At 44.4% G+C, this 18,303-nt stretch carries 17 protein-coding genes; 4 read left to right on the top strand and 13 right to left on the bottom strand.

Features of this window, described 5'->3' with window-relative positions:
- Positions 1 to 235 precede the first annotated feature (235 nt).
- Complete coding sequence (locus DN752_RS22365) at positions 236 to 1,282, bottom strand: LacI family DNA-binding transcriptional regulator (protein WP_317048510.1); 1,047 nt, start codon at positions 1,280 to 1,282, stop codon at positions 236 to 238.
- Between the two features lie 338 nt (positions 1,283 to 1,620).
- On the opposite strand from DN752_RS22365, the gene uxaC reads away from it, so the two are divergent.
- From uxaC to uxuA, 3 genes are all read left to right on the top strand, one after another.
- On the top strand, positions 1,621 to 3,048 hold the full coding sequence (gene uxaC / locus DN752_RS22360) for a glucuronate isomerase (RefSeq protein WP_112786037.1): 1,428 nt from the start codon (positions 1,621 to 1,623) through the stop codon (positions 3,046 to 3,048).
- 22 nt (positions 3,049 to 3,070) lie between these two features.
- Positions 3,071 to 3,886 (top strand): SDR family oxidoreductase, encoded by an 816-nt coding sequence (locus DN752_RS22355; RefSeq protein ID WP_112786665.1) that lies wholly within the window; start codon positions 3,071 to 3,073, stop codon positions 3,884 to 3,886.
- 77 nt (positions 3,887 to 3,963) lie between these two features.
- The gene (gene uxuA, locus DN752_RS22350) at positions 3,964 to 5,145 is read left to right on the top strand and encodes a mannonate dehydratase (RefSeq protein ID WP_112786664.1); all 1,182 of its coding nucleotides are present in this window, start codon (positions 3,964 to 3,966) and stop codon (positions 5,143 to 5,145) included.
- Between the two features lie 155 nt (positions 5,146 to 5,300).
- Here the strand turns inward: uxuA and DN752_RS22345 are convergent, their stop codons facing one another.
- Both DN752_RS22345 and DN752_RS22340 read right to left on the bottom strand, forming a co-directional pair.
- Positions 5,301 to 5,582, bottom strand: coding sequence for a hypothetical protein (locus DN752_RS22345; protein WP_162633313.1), 282 nt, complete (start codon positions 5,580 to 5,582; stop codon positions 5,301 to 5,303).
- 11 nt (positions 5,583 to 5,593) lie between these two features.
- Positions 5,594 to 5,914: a hypothetical protein gene (locus DN752_RS22340; RefSeq protein ID WP_112786035.1), complete on the bottom strand. Its 321-nt coding sequence runs from the start codon at positions 5,912 to 5,914 to the stop codon at positions 5,594 to 5,596.
- Positions 5,915 to 6,289: 375 nt separating this feature from the next.
- Here DN752_RS22340 and DN752_RS22335 point away from each other — a divergent pair, with 375 nt between their 5' ends.
- Complete coding sequence (locus DN752_RS22335; protein WP_162633312.1) at positions 6,290 to 6,559, top strand: hypothetical protein; 270 nt, start codon at positions 6,290 to 6,292, stop codon at positions 6,557 to 6,559.
- Positions 6,560 to 6,617: 58 nt separating this feature from the next.
- Here DN752_RS22335 and DN752_RS22330 read toward each other — a convergent pair whose 3' ends face one another.
- The 10 genes from DN752_RS22330 to DN752_RS22285 all read right to left on the bottom strand — a co-directional run bounded on the left by DN752_RS22330 (position 6,618) and on the right by DN752_RS22285 (position 18,253).
- Complete coding sequence (locus DN752_RS22330) at positions 6,618 to 7,640, bottom strand: Gfo/Idh/MocA family protein (protein WP_112786033.1); 1,023 nt, start codon at positions 7,638 to 7,640, stop codon at positions 6,618 to 6,620.
- Between the two features lie 121 nt (positions 7,641 to 7,761).
- The gene (gene aqpZ, locus DN752_RS22325) at positions 7,762 to 8,445 is read right to left on the bottom strand and encodes an aquaporin Z (RefSeq protein ID WP_112786032.1); all 684 of its coding nucleotides are present in this window, start codon (positions 8,443 to 8,445) and stop codon (positions 7,762 to 7,764) included.
- A gap of 163 nt (positions 8,446 to 8,608) precedes the next feature.
- Positions 8,609 to 9,262, bottom strand: a complete 654-nt coding sequence (locus DN752_RS22320; RefSeq protein ID WP_112786031.1) for a hypothetical protein — start codon at positions 9,260 to 9,262, stop codon at positions 8,609 to 8,611.
- A 773-nt stretch (positions 9,263 to 10,035) separates the two neighbouring features.
- Entirely contained in the window at positions 10,036 to 11,646 is a 1,611-nt protein-coding gene (locus DN752_RS22315; protein WP_112786030.1) for a sulfatase family protein, read from the bottom strand.
- Between the two features lie 120 nt (positions 11,647 to 11,766).
- On the bottom strand, positions 11,767 to 12,471 hold the full coding sequence (locus tag DN752_RS22310; protein WP_112786029.1) for a DUF3307 domain-containing protein: 705 nt from the start codon (positions 12,469 to 12,471) through the stop codon (positions 11,767 to 11,769).
- Positions 12,468 to 13,166, bottom strand: a complete 699-nt coding sequence (locus DN752_RS22305; RefSeq protein WP_112786028.1) for a helix-turn-helix transcriptional regulator — start codon at positions 13,164 to 13,166, stop codon at positions 12,468 to 12,470. The genes DN752_RS22310 and DN752_RS22305 overlap by 4 nt, the downstream gene beginning before the upstream one ends.
- Before the next feature lie 136 nt (positions 13,167 to 13,302).
- Positions 13,303 to 14,298: a Gfo/Idh/MocA family protein gene (locus tag DN752_RS22300; protein ID WP_112786027.1), complete on the bottom strand. Its 996-nt coding sequence runs from the start codon at positions 14,296 to 14,298 to the stop codon at positions 13,303 to 13,305.
- Positions 14,295 to 15,305 (bottom strand): 3-dehydro-L-gulonate 2-dehydrogenase, encoded by a 1,011-nt coding sequence (gene yiaK, locus DN752_RS22295; protein ID WP_112786026.1) that lies wholly within the window; start codon positions 15,303 to 15,305, stop codon positions 14,295 to 14,297. The genes DN752_RS22300 and yiaK overlap by 4 nt, the downstream gene beginning before the upstream one ends.
- 193 nt (positions 15,306 to 15,498) lie before the next feature.
- The gene (locus tag DN752_RS22290; protein ID WP_317048509.1) at positions 15,499 to 16,836 is read right to left on the bottom strand and encodes a pectate lyase family protein; all 1,338 of its coding nucleotides are present in this window, start codon (positions 16,834 to 16,836) and stop codon (positions 15,499 to 15,501) included.
- Positions 16,823 to 18,253, bottom strand: coding sequence for a glycoside hydrolase family 28 protein (locus tag DN752_RS22285; RefSeq protein WP_112786663.1), 1,431 nt, complete (start codon positions 18,251 to 18,253; stop codon positions 16,823 to 16,825). The genes DN752_RS22290 and DN752_RS22285 overlap by 14 nt, the downstream gene beginning before the upstream one ends.
- Positions 18,254 to 18,303 lie beyond the last annotated feature (50 nt).

Here is an 18,303-nt window from a genome sequence, read left to right as displayed (position 1 = left end):
CCAACTGAACTAGTTTCAGTTGGCGTTTTATATTTACCTGCATCCCAAGTCTTGGAATGGAGGTTTAACCCGGATTATGCGTTAGGAATCGTAGTGAGAGCTGAAATTGCAAGAAAATCAGTTAGTTTGGAGGCATTAGCGTAGCACCGCTACGGTTATGCCGAAAACTAATGTGAAACGGCTGATTTTAAAGCAGTTTAAGGTCGAAACAGATAGGCTAATGCATATTTCGGGTTTAAGCTTTAGATGATTTTCTGATATGTAAAGTAGAAGGTAGGACAATCACCTTGTCTTCAAAGTCAGGCGCATTTTTTTTGGTAAGTTTATTCATCAATAAACTGGCAGCCTGGCGGCCAAACTCATGCGTGGGCTGTGCCACCGTGGTAAGGCTGGGGTTTAAAAGATCGGCGATTTTCATATTCGAAAAACAAGCCACTTTGAGCTCATTGGGAATATCCAATTTCAAGTCATGAGCCACATAGTACGTACTGATGGCTAATTTTTCAACAGCCGCCAAAACACCATCCGGTTTAGCATTTCCACATAAAAACTGTTTGATAATCCGGTGATTTTCCTCATCGGAATTTTCACACTTCAGAACGAGGGAGTCATCCTCCCCTACTCCATGGTCTTTCAATGCATCCAAATATCCTCTGAGACGCTGCTGGCTAATGGAAATTTCTCTCGACAGCAACAAAAAAGCAATTCGCTGACAGCCTTCTTTTATCATATGACTGGTGAGCTCATAACCACTTTCATATCCATTGGTCACAAACTTGGTGGTCGGGATGGTCTCACATACCCTATCAAAAAAGATGATTGGGATGTTTTTTTCATAAACATTGAGCAGGTGCTCCGTTTCTTTGGTTTGGTGGGAAACAGACATCATGATCCCATCCACTCGTCCATTGAGCAAATGGGTGACAATTTCCTTTTCCTTCTCCAGGTTTTCATGCGTATGGTAGACCAATAAGTGGTAACCAAACTGCTGGGTAATTTCCTCCACGCCTTCGATCACTTGGGCAAAAAAGTTATTGACCAGATCGGGTATAATCATGGCTATGGTCTTGCTCTTATGTTCCCTCAAGCTACGGGCAAATGGATTGGGTTGGTAATTCATTTGCTTGGCCATTTCCAGCACCCTTAATTTGGTCTTTTCGCTTATTTCATAGCTGTCATTAAGGGCCCGGGAAACCGTAGAAGGCGCCAGATTTAACACTTCTGCCAATTTTTTGATATTTACTCCACTCATAAAAACACTTTGCTCCAGGTTATTGCACATCAAATTTAAGGGATTTCGCCAATCTCTTCCTACTTACTTAACAATAAAGCATTCATTGGTCTGTACTTACCTGATTTATACGAAAACGATTCCGTGATTAAAGTGGACTTTTTCCTTACAAAAGCAGGAAACATTGGCTATTATTACTACACAATGCCTAAAGTGATGACTTGCCGCTCAGTCGAATCAAAAAATCTAAACTAAGGCAGTTACATGGTATTTCTTTTCGTAAGAAATTCAATTTGAAAACTTATTTTCATTGGGGTGAAAGCGCTTAATTATAGCATAATGATTTCCACAACAATCATACTGTCTTTTGCCCAAGAAACATAAAATATATGCATACTCCTGAACCCAAAGTAAAATCCACCTTTATCCAAGAGGATTTTTTATTGCAATCTAAAATGGCCAGTGTACTGTATCACGACTACGCCAAGAAGATGCCCATCATTGACTATCATTGTCACCTGTCCCCAAAGGACCTTGCCGAAAACCGTAAATTTGAGAATACTTCGCAAATATGGCTAGCGGGTGACCATTATAAATGGCGGGCCATGAGGACCTTGGGCATTAAGGAGGATTACATTACCGGCAATGCTTCTGACCAAGAAAAATTCGAGAAATGGGCCTATACCGTCCCCTATACAATGAGAAACCCGCTGTATCACTGGACACATCTGGAGTTACTCAGGTATTTTGATATCGATGAATTGTTATCTGCAGATAATGCCACGGCAATCTATCAAGCGACCACAGACCAGTTACAAAAAGATTCCCATAGCGCCCAATCCTTACTGACTTCCATGGAAGTAGAAACGGTCTGCACAACCGATGATCCCATTGACAGTTTGGAGTATCATAAAATGGCTTCTGATAAGGGCATGCCAATTGGGCTTTTCCCTACTTTCCGCCCGGACAAATCCTTTGCAGTGGAGCAACCGGCCGTTTATAACGCCTACCTCGAAAAACTGGCCGCTGCCAGTAATATGACCATCGACAGCCACGAACAACTGATAGCAGCACTGGAAAACCGTGTTGCCTTCTTCCATGAAAACGGAGGCCGCTTGGCAGACCACGGACTGGAACAGCTATATCACTTCCCCATTGGTACTTTTGATATTGAAGTGTTGTTCAAAAAGGTCACCGCAGGCAAACCGTTGGACACGGAAGAAACTGCCTACTATAAATTCATCACCCTATTGGAGCTGTGCCGACTTTACCACGCCAAAGGCTGGACTCAACAATTTCATTTGGGAGCGCTTCGAAACACAAACGAACGAATGCTCAATACGCTAGGGCCAGATACAGGTTTTGATAGCATTGGGGACTTCAGCCAAGCAAAAGCCCTTTCCCTGTTTCTCAACGAACTGGATAAAACAGACCAACTCTGCAAAACCATTCTCTATAACCTCAACCCCCGCGACAATGAAGTCATGGCCACGATGACGGGCAATTTCAATGACGGCTCTATTCGCGGCAAGGTGCAGTTTGGTTCTGGATGGTGGTACATGGATCAAAAAGATGGCATGGAAAAACAAATGAACACCCTCTCCAACATGGGGCTGCTCAGCTGTTTTGTGGGAATGCTTACCGATTCGCGGAGCTTCCTCTCTTTTCCTCGTCATGAATATTTCAGAAGGACCCTCTGTAACCTTATCGGCAATGACGTGGCCAATGGAGAACTGCCAGCAGATGAAAAATGGCTGGGGAAAATGGTTCAGGACATCTGCTATTACAATGCCAAAAATTACTTTAACTTCCAATAAAAACAAAAAATCAAATCATATCATGTCTGCACTATTTTCTGTTAAAGACAGCATCATTCTCATCAGTGGAGCCACGGGGGTTTTGGGAAGCCAAATCACCCAACATTTGGCCAGTGAAGGGTCCCAGGTAATCATTTTGGGAAGAAACCCCAATAAGGTCAAAGAGCTGGTCACTTCCATCACCTCAAACGGCGGCAAGGCTTCCCCCCTAATTGCCGATGTCACCAACAAAGACGCCCTACAGTCTGCAGCGCAACAAGTGGAAAAGGAATTTGGCAAAATTGATGTGTTAATCAATGCCGCTGGCGGCAACATGCCCGGAGCCATCGTCACCCCAGACCAAAAGATCACTGACCTGGAAATCGAAGAGGTCAAAAAAGTCATGGAACTCAACTATCTGGGAACGCTTTTACCAATTCAGGTCTTCACCCCACTTCTACTCAACAACCCCGCAGCAAGCATCATCAACATCTCATCCATGGCTGCCTCTAGGCCACTGACCAGAGTGATGGGCTATGCATCTGCCAAAGCCGCCATCGATAACCTCACCAAATGGCTATCAGTGGAATTTTGCCAGAAATACGGGACACAGTATCGTGTAAATGCCATCGCTCCTGGTTTTTTCTTAACAGAACAGAACCGCGCATTGCTTACCGAAGAAGACGGAAGCCTGACCGCACGGGGCAATCAGATCATCAGCCATACACCAATGGATCGTTTTGGCGATCCTGAAGACCTTTTTGGCGCGGTAAGTTTCCTTTGTAGTAATGCTTCCAAATTTGTAACAGGAACCATCATTCCTGTGGACGGAGGCTTTAGTGCATACAGCGGAGTGTGAGAATAGTAAGATAAAAAGAATCGGGAAATGCTCTTTTATTGACCAAAGAGCATGATCGTTTTGAAGAAAATCACCATATGGAACCAATCATAAAAATGGAACAGACCATGCGCTGGTATGGTCCCCAAGACCCAGTAACCTTAGCGGACATCCGGCAGGCCGGTGCCACTGGCATCGTCTCCGCCCTTCACCACTTACCCAATGGCGTGGTATGGTCACGTGAAGAAATCAAAAAACGGAAGGATACTATCGAAGCGGCAGGGCTTAGCTGGTCGGTAGTCGAAAGTATCCCCGTCCATGAAAACATCAAGACCAGAAGCGGCAAGTACCAGGAATACATCACCAATTATAAAACCTCTATCGAAAACCTCGCTGCTGAGGGCATCCATACGGTTTGTTATAATTTTATGCCCGTGCTGGATTGGACCCGGACAGATCTGGCCTACCAACTCCCCAATGGTGCTAAGGCCTTGCGCTTTGAATTACAGGCTCTGGCAGCCTTCGACCTGTTTATTCTCCAGCGACCACATGCTGCAGATGCGTATAACGAGGAAGTGATCAAAAGGGCCGAAGCTTATTTTAAGCAGGCATCTGATGATGCCAAGCAATTGCTCACCAACAATATCATCGCGGGATTGCCGGGAGCTGAGGAAGGTTATTCGTTGGAGGCTTTCCAAAAAGTACTGGACACCTATACGGATATCGACGCCGATAGACTTGCGGACAACTTAAGGTTGTTCTTGGATGAGATCATTCCTGTCGCAGAAAAAAACCGCGTCTTTATGGCCATCCACCCTGATGACCCTCCTTTTCCGATGTTTGGTCTGCCCAGGGTAATGAGCACCATCCAAGATGTAAAACGACTGCTAACAGACAACTCCAGTGCGTATAATGGCATCACTTTCTGCACCGGATCCTTTGGGGTGCGTGCAGACAATGACCTCCCCCAGATCATCAGGGAACACGGAGATCACATCCACTTCATCCACCTGCGCAGTACCCAGCGGGATAGCGATGGCAACTTCCATGAAGCTAATCACTTGGAAGGAGATGTTCCGGTCATCGAAGTAATCAAAGAGCTCATCAACGTACAGGCAAAAAGAGGTAAGTCACTCCCTATGCGTCCTGATCATGGACATCAAATGCTCGATGATCTTAAAAAAACCACGAACCCTGGCTATACAGGAATCGGAAGACTCAAAGGATTGGCAGAGCTAAGAGGGCTGGAAATGGGTTTGATCAATGGTTTGAAAAAATAGGTTAATCCACTGTCTTATCCTGTACTCATTTAACGCCGGAGGAAGTGTATTTGCTTCCCCGGCTTATTTGTTCAATTAAGTATCCTAAGTCTCCACTTCTTTTTAACCCGGAATCAATGCCGTTTAGTTAAGGGGATTTCCTTCTTTTCATATACCTAAAAGTCCTTTTTTTGATTGACTTTGGCTGGGGAAACCTGATCATCTTGGTGGATTTTATCCTTTTCCTTTTTTCCATTGATGAAAAAAGAAAGAAAAAAATCTAGGCCGGTGGTATGCCTTTTAAAATGGGGCATAAATTTACCCTGCGACCGAGATCCGTCACCCATTTTAATTTCCACCCGATGGCTACGGCCTAAAAGTGAGTGGGTCTCGCTGTTCCACGACGCGAGCCAACTCCCTTTCTTAACGGCCTCCACCATCGGCTGGAAAACAGGCATACCAAGGGCCGTCATATGGAAACAACACCTTTTTGGGACTTATTAACTGAATCCGCCTTGCAGGTATTGGGCGTTAAGAAATTAAAAAGCGGGTGGGCAGAAAGGCAGGCTTGTTTGACGAAATGCTGGCCAAAAAGAATGTTGGCTGCTAAAAAGGAGGAGTTTGCCTGCATGAGGGAAGGTATTAATTTTAGGCCAATAGATGCACAGCGGCGGGGTTTTTTGGTTACTTTTTTGACCTGAAGCAAAAAAGTGACAAAGGTAAAGGGATGAAAACCACCTAGGAATTTAGCTAGAAAAATAACTGCCCAAGGAAAAAATATAGAACCCATATTTTCCAGATACACACTAACTAAACGGCATTGAACCCGGATTATGCATTAGGAATCGTAGTGAGAGCTGAAATTGCAAGAAAATCAGTTAGTTTGGAGGCATTAGCGTAGCACCGCTACGGTTATGCCTCCAAACTAAAGTGAAACGGCTGATTTTGAAGCAGTTTCAGCTCGCAACAGATAGGCTAATGCATATTCCGGGTTTAATCTATTGGTCTCACCGAAACTTTTTACGCAAAAAGAAAACAATACAACTAATTAAATACAAGACAGTTACCTATTATTATCGTGGTTCTTGAGCTGTAGTTTTTTGAATAAAATCCAAAAAGGAATGTTTTTTGCAAGCTGAAAATAAATAATGAACTACCCACTACTATGAAGAAGCTACTTATTACTATACCATTTTTTATACTCTTTTCTTGTGGGGTTTTCCGCATCAGTGCAGATATAGGGATGACCAAAGAAGAATTTGAAAAAACTAATGTGAATGAGGAAATCATTGAAATGAATGAGACCTATACGGTGTATACCATTCCAACTTCTGAGTTCCATAAAAAGTACTTTTACTTTAAAAATGACAAGCTCATCCGTATGGACGAAGGCTATTACCTTCAAAAGGTCCTATACCTCATGGATACAGAATAAGCATAAATCCCACAACTTAGTAACGAATAAAGCCTTCGTTTAGGACTTTAAAACATCATTAGAGAGCAATTTCATTTCCGGTCTTGGAGCTTTCGTAAATCCCTAAAATAACTTCTAGGGACTTCTTGGCTATTGCTCCCGTCACCAATGGAGGTTTATTCTCTTGGATGGCCATGACCATATCCTCGATCTGCATCAGATGAAGCGCATGACCGATCGCCATAGGGTCAGCAGCACCACTTGCTTCATGAGTTGGGTTTTCCACTTTTGACGCTTGATTTTTAACGTTCCAAGCGACTATTTTACCTCCTTCCAACATCACACTGCCTTCTGTACCATAAATTTCCAACCGTTCCGGATAACCAGGATAGAGTGCTGTCCCAGCTGTGATATTGCCCAAGGCCCCATTTCTAAATGTGACCAGGGCCGTTCCCATATCTTCTCCTTCGATGTCGTAAAGAGCTGTCTTGACTTTGCCAAAAACGCTTTCTGCCTCGCCCATAATGTCCAGTAATAAATCCACCGTATGAATCCCTTGGTTGATAAAAGCACCTCCCCCGTCACCGCTAAAAGTCCCTTTCCAGTGGCTACTTTGATAATACTCTCTGTCCCTGAACCATTTTATGTAGGCATTTCCCATCAACAACTTCCCCAACTGTCCACTTTTGACTGCTGCATGGAGCAGTAGGTAGCCCTCATTAAATCGGTTTTGGAAAATAACGCCAAGCTTTACCTGATGCTGTTCACATGCCTGTATCATCGCATCTGCTCTGTCAATGCTGATCTCTATAGGCTTTTCTACCAAAACATGCTTCCCAGCTTGGGCCGCCTTTACAGTGGGCTCTAAGTGCTGCCCACTAGCGGTACAGATACACACCACTTCCAATCCAGGATGTGCCAAAAATTCCTCCAAACTATCATAGCCCTTGACATGAAATTCCCGTTCAGCTTGCTTGGCCCTTTTGGCCGATGAACTGCACACTGCCACCAATTCCGTAGAATGCAGTTCGTTGATGGCGGAAGCATGCTTTTCAGCGATAGCACCAGTACCGATAATCCCAAATTTTAGTGGTTTTGACATAAAAGAGTTAGCTATTTACGACGACAGGTTTGATTATCGAATATAGTCAAGTCCGAGCATTTGGACAAAATAATACCCACGCCCTTTGGACGTGGGTAATAATAGCTAGTATTCTATTAGGTTATTTTTCGGGAGAAAGGTACTTATACACCCATCCTGCCAAAATAGCTCCCACTATCGGAGCCACCCAAAACAACCAAAGCTGACCCAATGCCCAATCTCCTACAAAAATCGCTTGGCTGGTACTTCTTGCTGGGTTTACGGATGTATTGGTAACTGGAATACTGATCAGGTGGATCAACGTAAGGCACAATCCAATGGCCACTCCCGCCAATCCTTGGGGAGCCTTCGAGTGAGTGGCACCAAGAATGACAAACAGAAAAATGAAGGTCATGACGATCTCTGTCACCAATGCCGCTGTCATCCCATATCCACCTGGAGAATGCTCACCAAATCCATTGGCAGCAAATCCTCCCAGCTCAAACGCTGCATTATCGGACGCAATGACATAAAGCACCGAAGCAGCCACGATGCCTCCCAGCACCTGAGCTACGATATAAGGCAATAGATCTTTGGCCTCAAACCTTCCCCCTGCCCATAATCCAATGGATACGGCAGGATTCAAATGACATCCAGAAACATGCCCAATGGCATAGGCCATCGTCAAAACGGTAAGACCAAAGGCCAATGCCACTCCAGCAAACCCAATGCCCAATTCGGGAAATGCCGCAGCAAGTACAGCACTACCGCAGCCACCTAATACAAGCCAAAAAGTCCCAATAAATTCTGCAATCAACTTTTTCATGATATGTGTAGTTTATGTGTTTCGTTATCATTCTGAAAACAGGAACACATTTTACCCCATCTACCACTAGTCAAGCCTTAAAAAGACCAGACACTATTTATTGGGTCCACTGTTTCATTATACCTGGATGTACAAATTTTCCAGAAAAAAAATGTTCGGTAGATTAGTTCAACTTAAATACCAGCCCTCCACCGAGACTAAATTGGTAAATGGAAGAATAACTGTTTACGCCAGCTCCAGCACCTCCGGTGCCAAAATAAAATCCACCACCTACAGACTGGACAGCCGACAGCAATTGTGCTTGGACCTTCAGCCCAATGCGCTCAGAACCCCAAAGGATTCCTCCGCCTTTTACCCCCCAGGCCATTTTGGTAGCGTTATTTTCATTTCCATTATCAGGATTATATAAGTCGGCGATCACCACACCGGCCATCACCCCAAAAAAGCCTTCCAAGTTTCCACTGGGAGCTTGGAAATACCGGGATGGAGCCACTAAAATATAGTTGATTCCCAAATCAAAGTTTGTTCGTCGATCCACAAACCCCGAATAACTGTAGCGTGTTGGACTATTGGTATCTTGTCTTAAGTACAGCACTTCTACTCCCACCATATCATTCACCACATACTCGAGACCACCTCCCCACTGAAAGCCATCTTCAATTCTTCCATCATAATAGTAGTTGTTTCCAACATCCCAATAGGAATCAAATTTATCGGCAAAAGCATAAGAGCCGTAAACATTCAATCGCACATCCTGGGAAAAACCTTCCAAGGAAAATAAGCACAACATAACAAGTGCACAAAAGAGTTTTTTCATATCAACTGTAGCATTTAAATTCTATTACACAAATAGGATGGAATCTCTTCGGAAACCAAGACTCCATTATTTTGTACATAGTTACTCAAATCCAACCTCAAACCTGTCAAAAAAACACTGCTATCGGTAAAAGATTATAATATTGTGCACAAAATCCCTAAAATCACTCGTATGGACAAGTCAATAAAATTTATTGACATAACTTAAAAAAACCTAAAAGTAGGGCCTAGCAGTAAAGGGAAAAAAGGCCATGGAATGTTGACCAGGATTATAATTATCCCAATCAAATACGCAATTCCCAACGCCTTAAATTTGGCAGCATCACTATTTTTTCGTTTGGGTATTGAAGCTCCTTTGGAAATCACCATAACGGCCAAAAACAAGGTTGTATTTCTCACGGAACACTCAGAATGAAATGAGGTTTTTCGGAGATTTCAGCGGTTTCTGTGAGCACCTATTTACTATTGCTGTGATTACTGGAGTCATTGCAGGTATGTATAAACCCGGAATATGCATTAGCCTATCTGTTGCGACCTGAAACTGCTTCAAAATCAGCCGTTTCACTTTAGTTTTCGGCATAACCGTAGCGGTGCTACGCTAATGCCTCCAAACTAACTGATTTTCTTGCAATTTCAGCTCTCACTACGATTCCTAATGCATAATCCGGGTTAAACCGAGATTATTCACATTACAACAGGCTGATCCGTGGACATAAAAAAATCCCCTGAACAAATTCCATTGACAGGGGATTTAAACGCTCTAATTATTTTCGACTATTCAGTGGGTACCACCACTTCATCTTTATATTGGACGACTAGCTCGTCCAGTTTTTGATGCATCTTCTCTTTTACATCTGCATAGGCTGGATCGGCATAGACATTGTTCATTTCTTGAGGGTCTTTTTCAAGGTCATACAGCTCCCATTCATCTACATCATAATAGAAATGGATCAATTTATATCGGTCAGTCCGCACGCCGTTATGGCGCTTCACGGCATGGATACCCGGGTATTCATAATAGTGATAGTAAAGCGCTTCTCTCCACTCGACTTTCTCACCTTTCAGCAGTGGAAGCATGCTTTTGCCTTGCATTTCTTTTGGAATAGTCACCCCAGCAGCATCCAAGAAAGTCTCTGCAAAGTCAAGATTCTGAACCAAATCGGTATTTCTGCTGCCTTCCTTGATCACGCCAGGCCACTTGATCATCAAAGGTGTCCTGAAAGATTCCTCATACATGAACCGCTTGTCAAACCACCCGTGCTCTCCAAGGTAAAACCCTTGATCTGAAGTATATACGACGATGGTGTTTTCTGCTAAGCCATTCTCTTCCAAGTAATCCAGCAACCTGCCGACATTTTCATCCACCGACTCAATACTCGCCAAATAATCCTGCATATAACGCTGGTATTTCCATTTGGTCAACTCATCTCCACGGAGATTGGCTTTTTCAAACGCTTCATTCATAGGGCCGTACACCTCTTCCCAAGCAGCACGCTCCGATGGGCTCATGCGATCTAGGTTGTTGTGGTAAGCATGGGGATACCAAGTGAGAAAATTCTCATACCCCATTTTTTTTGCTATATCCGGGTGGATCTTGTTATCACTTGTCACGCCCATGTGCGTATCGATTCGCATTTCAGCTTCTTTGGCTGCACTGCCCCGACCGCTGTAGTCATCAAACAAACTCTCAGGCTCAGGAAATTCCTTATTGGCGTATTCTCGGAAATTTTCTTCCGTAGGAAGCCACTCCCGGTGGGGTGCCTTGTGCTGGTACATCAGCATAAAAGGTTCGTCGCTCCCCTTCGCCTTATCCAACCAGTCAATCGCAAAGTCCGTAATCAGGTCCGTTACGTAACCAGAATCCAATACCACCCCTTCTTTCGTCCGGAATTCAGGATTATAATAGTGCCCTTGACCAGGCAGTACTTTCCAGTAGTCAAAGCCTGTAGGCTGGGTCTTCAAATGCCATTTTCCTATCATGGCGGTTTGGTAGCCATTTTCTCTTAGGATTTTGGGGAAAGTCACCTGTGTACTGTCAAATTTCACGGCATTGTCCACTAGGCCATTTAAATGGCTGTGCTTCCCCGTCAGGATCACCGCCCTACTTGGCGCACATATCGAGTTGCTCACAAAAGCCTTTTCGAAAAGCATGCCCTCATTGGCTATTCTGTCAATGTTCGGCGTATTGATCAGCTTATCGCTATAAGCACTGATCGCCTGATAAGCGTGGTCATCGGACATGATGAAGATGATATTGGGACGCTTACTGGCTGTCGCCTCCCCTTCTTCCTTTTGGGTAGTGCAGGAAAACATGCTAGCGATGATGCAAGTGGCCACCAATGCCCATGTAGTGCTTTTTCCTACTATATCGATTTTGGGATTCATAAAATTTTAAATATTATCGGGTTATCAAAACATAAACTTAGGGAAAAAGACCTATTATATCAACTCTACTTTTTGAATATCTTTACGGAAGTTACCATTCTTTTAGAATGGCTCTTTGCCCTATGCCAGCCCTACGAAAGTGCCCAACAATATGGCAATACCAAAACTCAATAAAGTACCGATCAATACATATTCAGCTTTCAGAATATCATCATTTTTGAACCTTAAAATAGACTTGGCAGCAATCAAAAAACCAACAGCCTGAAATTCTCCCAGCAGGATAAAAGTAAGCACAAGTATACGCTCCAATACACCGATCAACTTTCCGGCATTGGGAAGGTCATTCGTTCCGGGTACGCTGATTTGATAGGCTTTTAACACTTCTTTGATAAAGATGTTTGAAGGTTTCAAACAAGCCAAATAGGCAAAAATAGCCATGAGTAATCGGGGAGACAATGCAACTTCCCACCAAGGATGCAATCCCAGATAAAGCGCGTACGCCACGGTTACGACAATGATCACTGCCAAATGCAGAACCTGATCAATAAAAAAGGCATAATTTCCCAACCATTTGCTCCTGTTGAGGTAGACTTTCAAGCCATCAATGATATAATGGGTCAGGGCTATCACCAAGGCTCCATAGACGAAATACAGCTGAAACGACAATCCCCAAGACAATAAAAACACGATCAATATATGCCACTTCAAGAACGGGCTCCTAAATCCATGTGTATTTTTCTGCGCTGCCAGTCGGTCGTTTTGGAAATAAAAATCTGCCAACATATGGGCAATCAACTGTAAGATAAAAAACTGGGCTGCATTCATGGTTGATGTCGCTTTATGGTACGGTTATAATAGGCTACGGTATCTTCTATGGCATTCCACCCCACACTGGTACTGTGCTGATTGATCACCGACTGGCTAACGCCAAACTTTTCGGCTATTTCATCCTCATTCAATCCCATCAACTTCCAGTACAGCACTTCGGACTGTCGGGCTGTGGCCTTGCTCAGCAGGACATCCAAAAGTCCCATCACAGGATCGAATTGCTCTTTTAGCAGCTCTTCATGCGATTCAAAAAACAAGGTTTGTTTGATCACCACTCTTTTTTTCTTGCGGCCGGATTGCTCATTGATCTTTCTGCCCGCTAGGTAAATGGCCTCTCCGTCTATCACACCATTTTCCGTATCAAAAGTAGTGAGCTCACCATAGCCTATGGCCAATCGGATACCATGTGTCTTAAACAATTTAATGCGATTCTTGTCACTGCTTTTTTCTCCATCGCTTACTTCGATGGATTTAACAAAGCTCTTTATGGCCAATGCCACCGCAAGGGCCTCATGAGGCTTTCTACACACACACTCCACATAATCTCCTTTTAGCACCCTTCCGTATGTATCAAATTTATCGGAGAGGCAAAAGATCAGGTCCTTCAAACGGTCATTTAGCATGAGCCGATCTTCTTTTACCAAGCTGGTAGATGATACAATATCTCCGGATATGACGGCTGTTTTTTCCATTTGATGAGCTTGTCGCCTTGCTAATATAGTATCTTAAACTTATAAAACCAATTTATAAGCTTATCAACATATAAAATATACTTATAAGTTTTTAAGCTTATAAAATATCATTATAGGCTATTTTACCTATAGCGCCTCATTTACCGACAATATTTTCCAAAATGCGGTTGGCCCTGCTTCCTGAGAGGCCATCAGAAGGACTTAAAGCTGTTCCTAATAAATCCCCCACTATTAATTGAATCAAAGGCATTTGTATATGTTTAGGTAAAGAAAATTCAAACGACCTCCTTCCTTCATTGTCGGTATTGAGTGATACATTACCAGCTCCAAAGGTTTCATAACTTATACTACCTTTTGATCCATAAATAATAGTTTGGTCTTTCGCATCGGAATCACTGGAGGAAAAACACCAGCTGCCATTTCCCAACACCCCCGACTCAAACTCAACAGCAGCCACGACCATATCTTCAGCCTGATATAGCCCAGCCTGATTGGCACTAATTCCCGTGGCAGTTTTGATCGGCCCCAAGGCAAAGTCCAAAAAATCCAGTTGATGGGAGGCTAGGTCATAGAAATAACCCCCACCAGCGATATCCGGATTTACCCGCCAGTTATCATCAAGGTTACTTACCAGCCCTGGCTTAGGTGCTTGGTTCATCTGTATGGACACATGGCGTACCTCCCCGATGGCTCCCTCATCTATCAAGGATTTGATTTTTAGAAAATGGGGCAACGCTCTTCGGTAATAAGCCACATATAGCGGTACTCCGGCTTTATCACAGGCAGCAATCATTTCTTGACATTCTGCATAGGTCTTGGCCATTGGTTTCTCCACATATACGGGCTTTCCAGCGGCCGCTGCTTTTAGGGTCAGCTCCTTGTGCGCATAAGGTGGCGTGGCAATATATATGGCATTCACCTCAGGATCCTTGATTAGCTCATCCGCATCGGTATACCATTTGGGAACTTGGTGCCGCTTGGCATAGTCCTTTACCTTTTCCTCATTTCTCCGCATCACCGCTGCCAAGCGACTGTTATCCACCAAATTCATCGCTGGGGCACTTTTCACTTCACACACGTCTCCTACTCCCAAAATCCCCCATCTCACTTCATCATCGTTGATTTTTTTCATGCAAGTATATTTTTGATCTCGCTCCAGATGTCTTCATCCACCGGAACTCCACGTTTCATATTGTCTTCCCTTACGTGCAGCGTGTGTTCACCAGGGTAGCGAAGGGCACTACCTTCCTTAAAAACTCCACTTTTCTTAAAGTCATTAATTACCTCGTCCAGTCTTTCGTCCATCCAGGCATCCAATCCAAAATTCATGGGGTTCAATGCTAAAAAAACTTGGGAGAGACCACTTTCGCTACCCTGCTCCTCCACCTCAAAGGTCGCCTGCCCACCTGAAAGTAGCATTGCCAGCATGTCCAAGACCAATGAAAGTCCCGCTCCTTTCCATAAGCCAATGGGTAGCGCCAATTCCCTTTGGATGATCTCCGCTGGTGACCTGCTCAGGTTTCCTTCCCCGTCAAATCCAGCATCATAAGGCATCTCTTTCCCAGCTTTGGCATAGATGGCCATCTTTCCGTAGGCAAACTGCGACATCGCTGTGTCCAGTACAACAGGCCCATTCTTGCGCGGGATAGCCACCACCAACGGGTTGTTTCCCAATTTTGGCTCACTACCGCCCCAGCCTGGCATATTGGGTTTGGTATTGGTGAAGCAAATACCGATGCATCCGGCCTCCACGGCCTGCCAGCCATAATTGCCCGCCCTCATCCAATGGTTGGTATTTTGCAGGGCTACGCAGCCAACACCTGTCGATTTGGCCATGGAAATGGCGCCTTTCATGGCTGCATGGGCATTGAGATTCCCTGGTCCCAAATGACCGTTCCAGCGTTCGAAGCCGCCAAACTTAGCCTCTACCTCGGGCTGGGCAGAGGGTGCGATCAGGCCTTTTTCGATATAGGACAAATAACTCAAAAACCTGTTCAGCCCATGAGATGGCACCCCATCTAAGCTGGATTGGGCAAACAATCGGGCACTCAGTGATGCCCTCTCCGATGAAAATTGATAGTGCAAAAGCACTTGCTTCAAGACTTCTTGAAGCTCCGAAAAGTCAACTCTTTTTTCCATAGCATATATTCTAGTTCAATTTACCGATTATATGCCCTCCTGCAAAAAGAGTTGTCCAATTTTGAAAAAGTCATGTAAGCTAATACCAATTATTACCCCTCCCAGTACCAGCCGTTGACATTCACATCCGTCCAACACCATCAACTAGTTTACTGATTGCTCAAAATGGATCAATTCCCTTCTACCAAACCATTCAGATAGACCTCCACGTTAGTGTAGAATTCATGAAGATGATTTCCTGACGCATCAGATGGATCATCGCTATCCAGTCCCATTTTCGTCTCCCATTGATCAGGCATGCCATCTCGGTCCTTGTCCTTAGGGCTTTTTTGGACGTTAACTTTGGCCACCCTCCTACATCATCCTGACTGTCAATGATCCCGTCATGGTTCTTTCCAGCCGTACTTTTACCTTTTCTTACCTCCTTGAGCAATCGCTTGTCCACTTGGTCTCGGCTATAGCTCGCCCCAGCATTCCTTAGCACACGTAAATAGGCGATGGAAGCTTTTTCTGTTTCCTGTCCCATTATAAAAGGAAAAGGAGTGCCCACCAGTACTTTTTCGGCAGCCTCCACACCATCTACTCCCAGGCGATTGTCCTGGGACACTTTGCAGTCATTGGAGTTGGTGTTTTCGGCCAAGTAAAACTGACCATAAGGAGCATAGGGTTCAATCACCCGGTCCTCATTAGAAGTGGTCGCCGGGCCTGGTTGGTAAAAGTTTCCCACCATATTATAATGCCCCTGTTCCCCTCCGTAAGCATTGTTGCTCTTCCAATTGTAGATCACGTTATTCCTGAAATCCACCACTTCCTTTTGCGGATCTTTACTAGTCCTGGCACCATTGAAGCGGGGCAGCCTACTGGCATGATTGGCGATCAGGTTGTGGTGAAAAGTAGCCTTATTTCCTCCCCAGATTCCTCCATAACCGTGGTTGCCCTTTTCATGGACAGAAGCATTGAGGCTTTCGGAGATGATGCACCATTGGAGCGTAAAATTCTCATTGTCATAAAATGAACCACACTCATCCGTGGCCCAACTCAAAGAACAATGGTCGATAATAACGTCCTTATTGCGCAGAGAGCTCATCGCATCATCCTGAACGCCTTCTTCGTCCCCCATCCGGCTTCGAATGTACCTGATGATGACATTGTCCCCTTTGATCTTCATAGGGTAATGCTGCAGGGTAATTCCTCCACCGGGAGCACTTTGGCCTGCAATGGTAAGGTCTCCGTGATTAATGTCCAAACTTGATTTCAACTTGATATTGCCAGAAACTACAAACACGATGATGCGTGGCTCTTTTTTTCGGATCGCCTCGCGCAAACTCCCTGGCCCTTCGTCATGGAGATTGGTGACCACATAGACTTTGCCTCCACGTCCGCCTGAGGTATATTTGCCAAAACCATCTGCACCTGGAAATGCCAATGCCTTTTCACTTTCACTTTGGCCAGCATCCTGTCCATGGGAGAAAAATGATAAGTGGATACACAGCATCAGCAGGCAGAAACGGAACAACTTATTCCTGATCATAACTTACCGTTTTACCATTGATCATGACATTTTCGAAATGCACATTTTTCACATTGGAGAACTTAAAATCTTCCTTTACCTGCTTGATCGATACATTTTCCAGCTTTATGTTCTCGACCGGAGAGCTTTTATAGCCTTCCAATAGCACTCCGACTTTTCCCCCATTTTCTACCGTCATGTTTTCTACATGGATATTTCTTACCGTGGGAACATATGCACCGCTATCTTCATAAAACATATTTACACGGATCACTTGCTGGGCAATCTGGCCAACATCAATATTCCTCAAGTAAATATCTTCGATCACACCGCCTCGCATAGAGCTGGTTTTAATTCGGAGTGCCCTGTCCAGGTGTGGGCTGTTCATCTCACAATCTTCCGCAAAGACATTCCGTACACCACCAGAAATCTCACTACCGATAACGACACCACCGTGTCCGTCGGCCATTTTGCAGTCTTGGATAATGATATTCTCACTGGGCACATTGATCCTTCTCCCGTCTGCATTACGTCCTGATTTGATGGCAATACAATCATCTCCTGTATTAAAGTAGCAGTCTTTTATGAGGACATTTTTACTCGATTCAGGATCACAGCCATCGGAGTTGGGACCGTGGCTTTCTACCGTCACTCCCTGAATGGTCACATTCTCACACAGCACTGGATTCAGTATCCACATGGGTGAATTGACGATCTTTACTCCTTCTATCAATACATTCTTACACCGGTATGGCTGCACAAACTGCGGACGAAGGTAAAATCCCTCACCAAACTTCCTTTCCTCCACGGGCACCTTGTCCTCTGCCATTTGGAAGAGCGCGTGGCGCTTGTCTGCATCTTCCTGCTGCGGATCCCCTGCGGTGTAGCCGTATTGCGTTTTGCCTTTCCATGGCCACCAATTCGTCTCATCCGCTTGGCCATCCAACACACCTTCTCCGGTGACAGCGATATTTTCCTCTTCAAATGCATAGACCAACGGGGAATAATTCATCAGTTCTACTCCCTCCCATCGGGTATACACTAGTGGTAAATAGTCTTTAGGATCAGTGGAAAACAGCAACCTGGCACCCTTTTTCAAATGCAAATTCACATTACTTTCCAAATAAATGGGGCCTGTGACAAAATCACCCTCCGGAACAAGCACTCTGCCACCTCCTGCCTCTGCACATGCCTCGATAGCTTCTTTAATGGCCTTGCTGGCATCGGTTTCTCCATTTCCTTCGGCACCATAATCGGTAATCGAAAAAGTCCGATCTGGAAATTCAGGCGCTTGGATCGTTTCCAATATTTCAGCTACCTGATCCCAAGCATTAGGTTGTTTACTTTCCTCCTTTTGCTGCTCCTGTTTACAGCCAGCCATTAAGGCCAAACCTAACAGCATCACGAAAAGAGAATGATATTGAAATCGGTTAATCATAGTTTCTTTATCTTTATAAATCAGCCAATTACGACTGGTTAAAATTATTT

This window comes from Echinicola strongylocentroti (assembly GCF_003260975.1).
GTDB classification, from domain to species: domain Bacteria; phylum Bacteroidota; class Bacteroidia; order Cytophagales; family Cyclobacteriaceae; genus Echinicola; species Echinicola strongylocentroti.
This window is presented reverse-complemented; position numbering and strand designations above follow the sequence as displayed.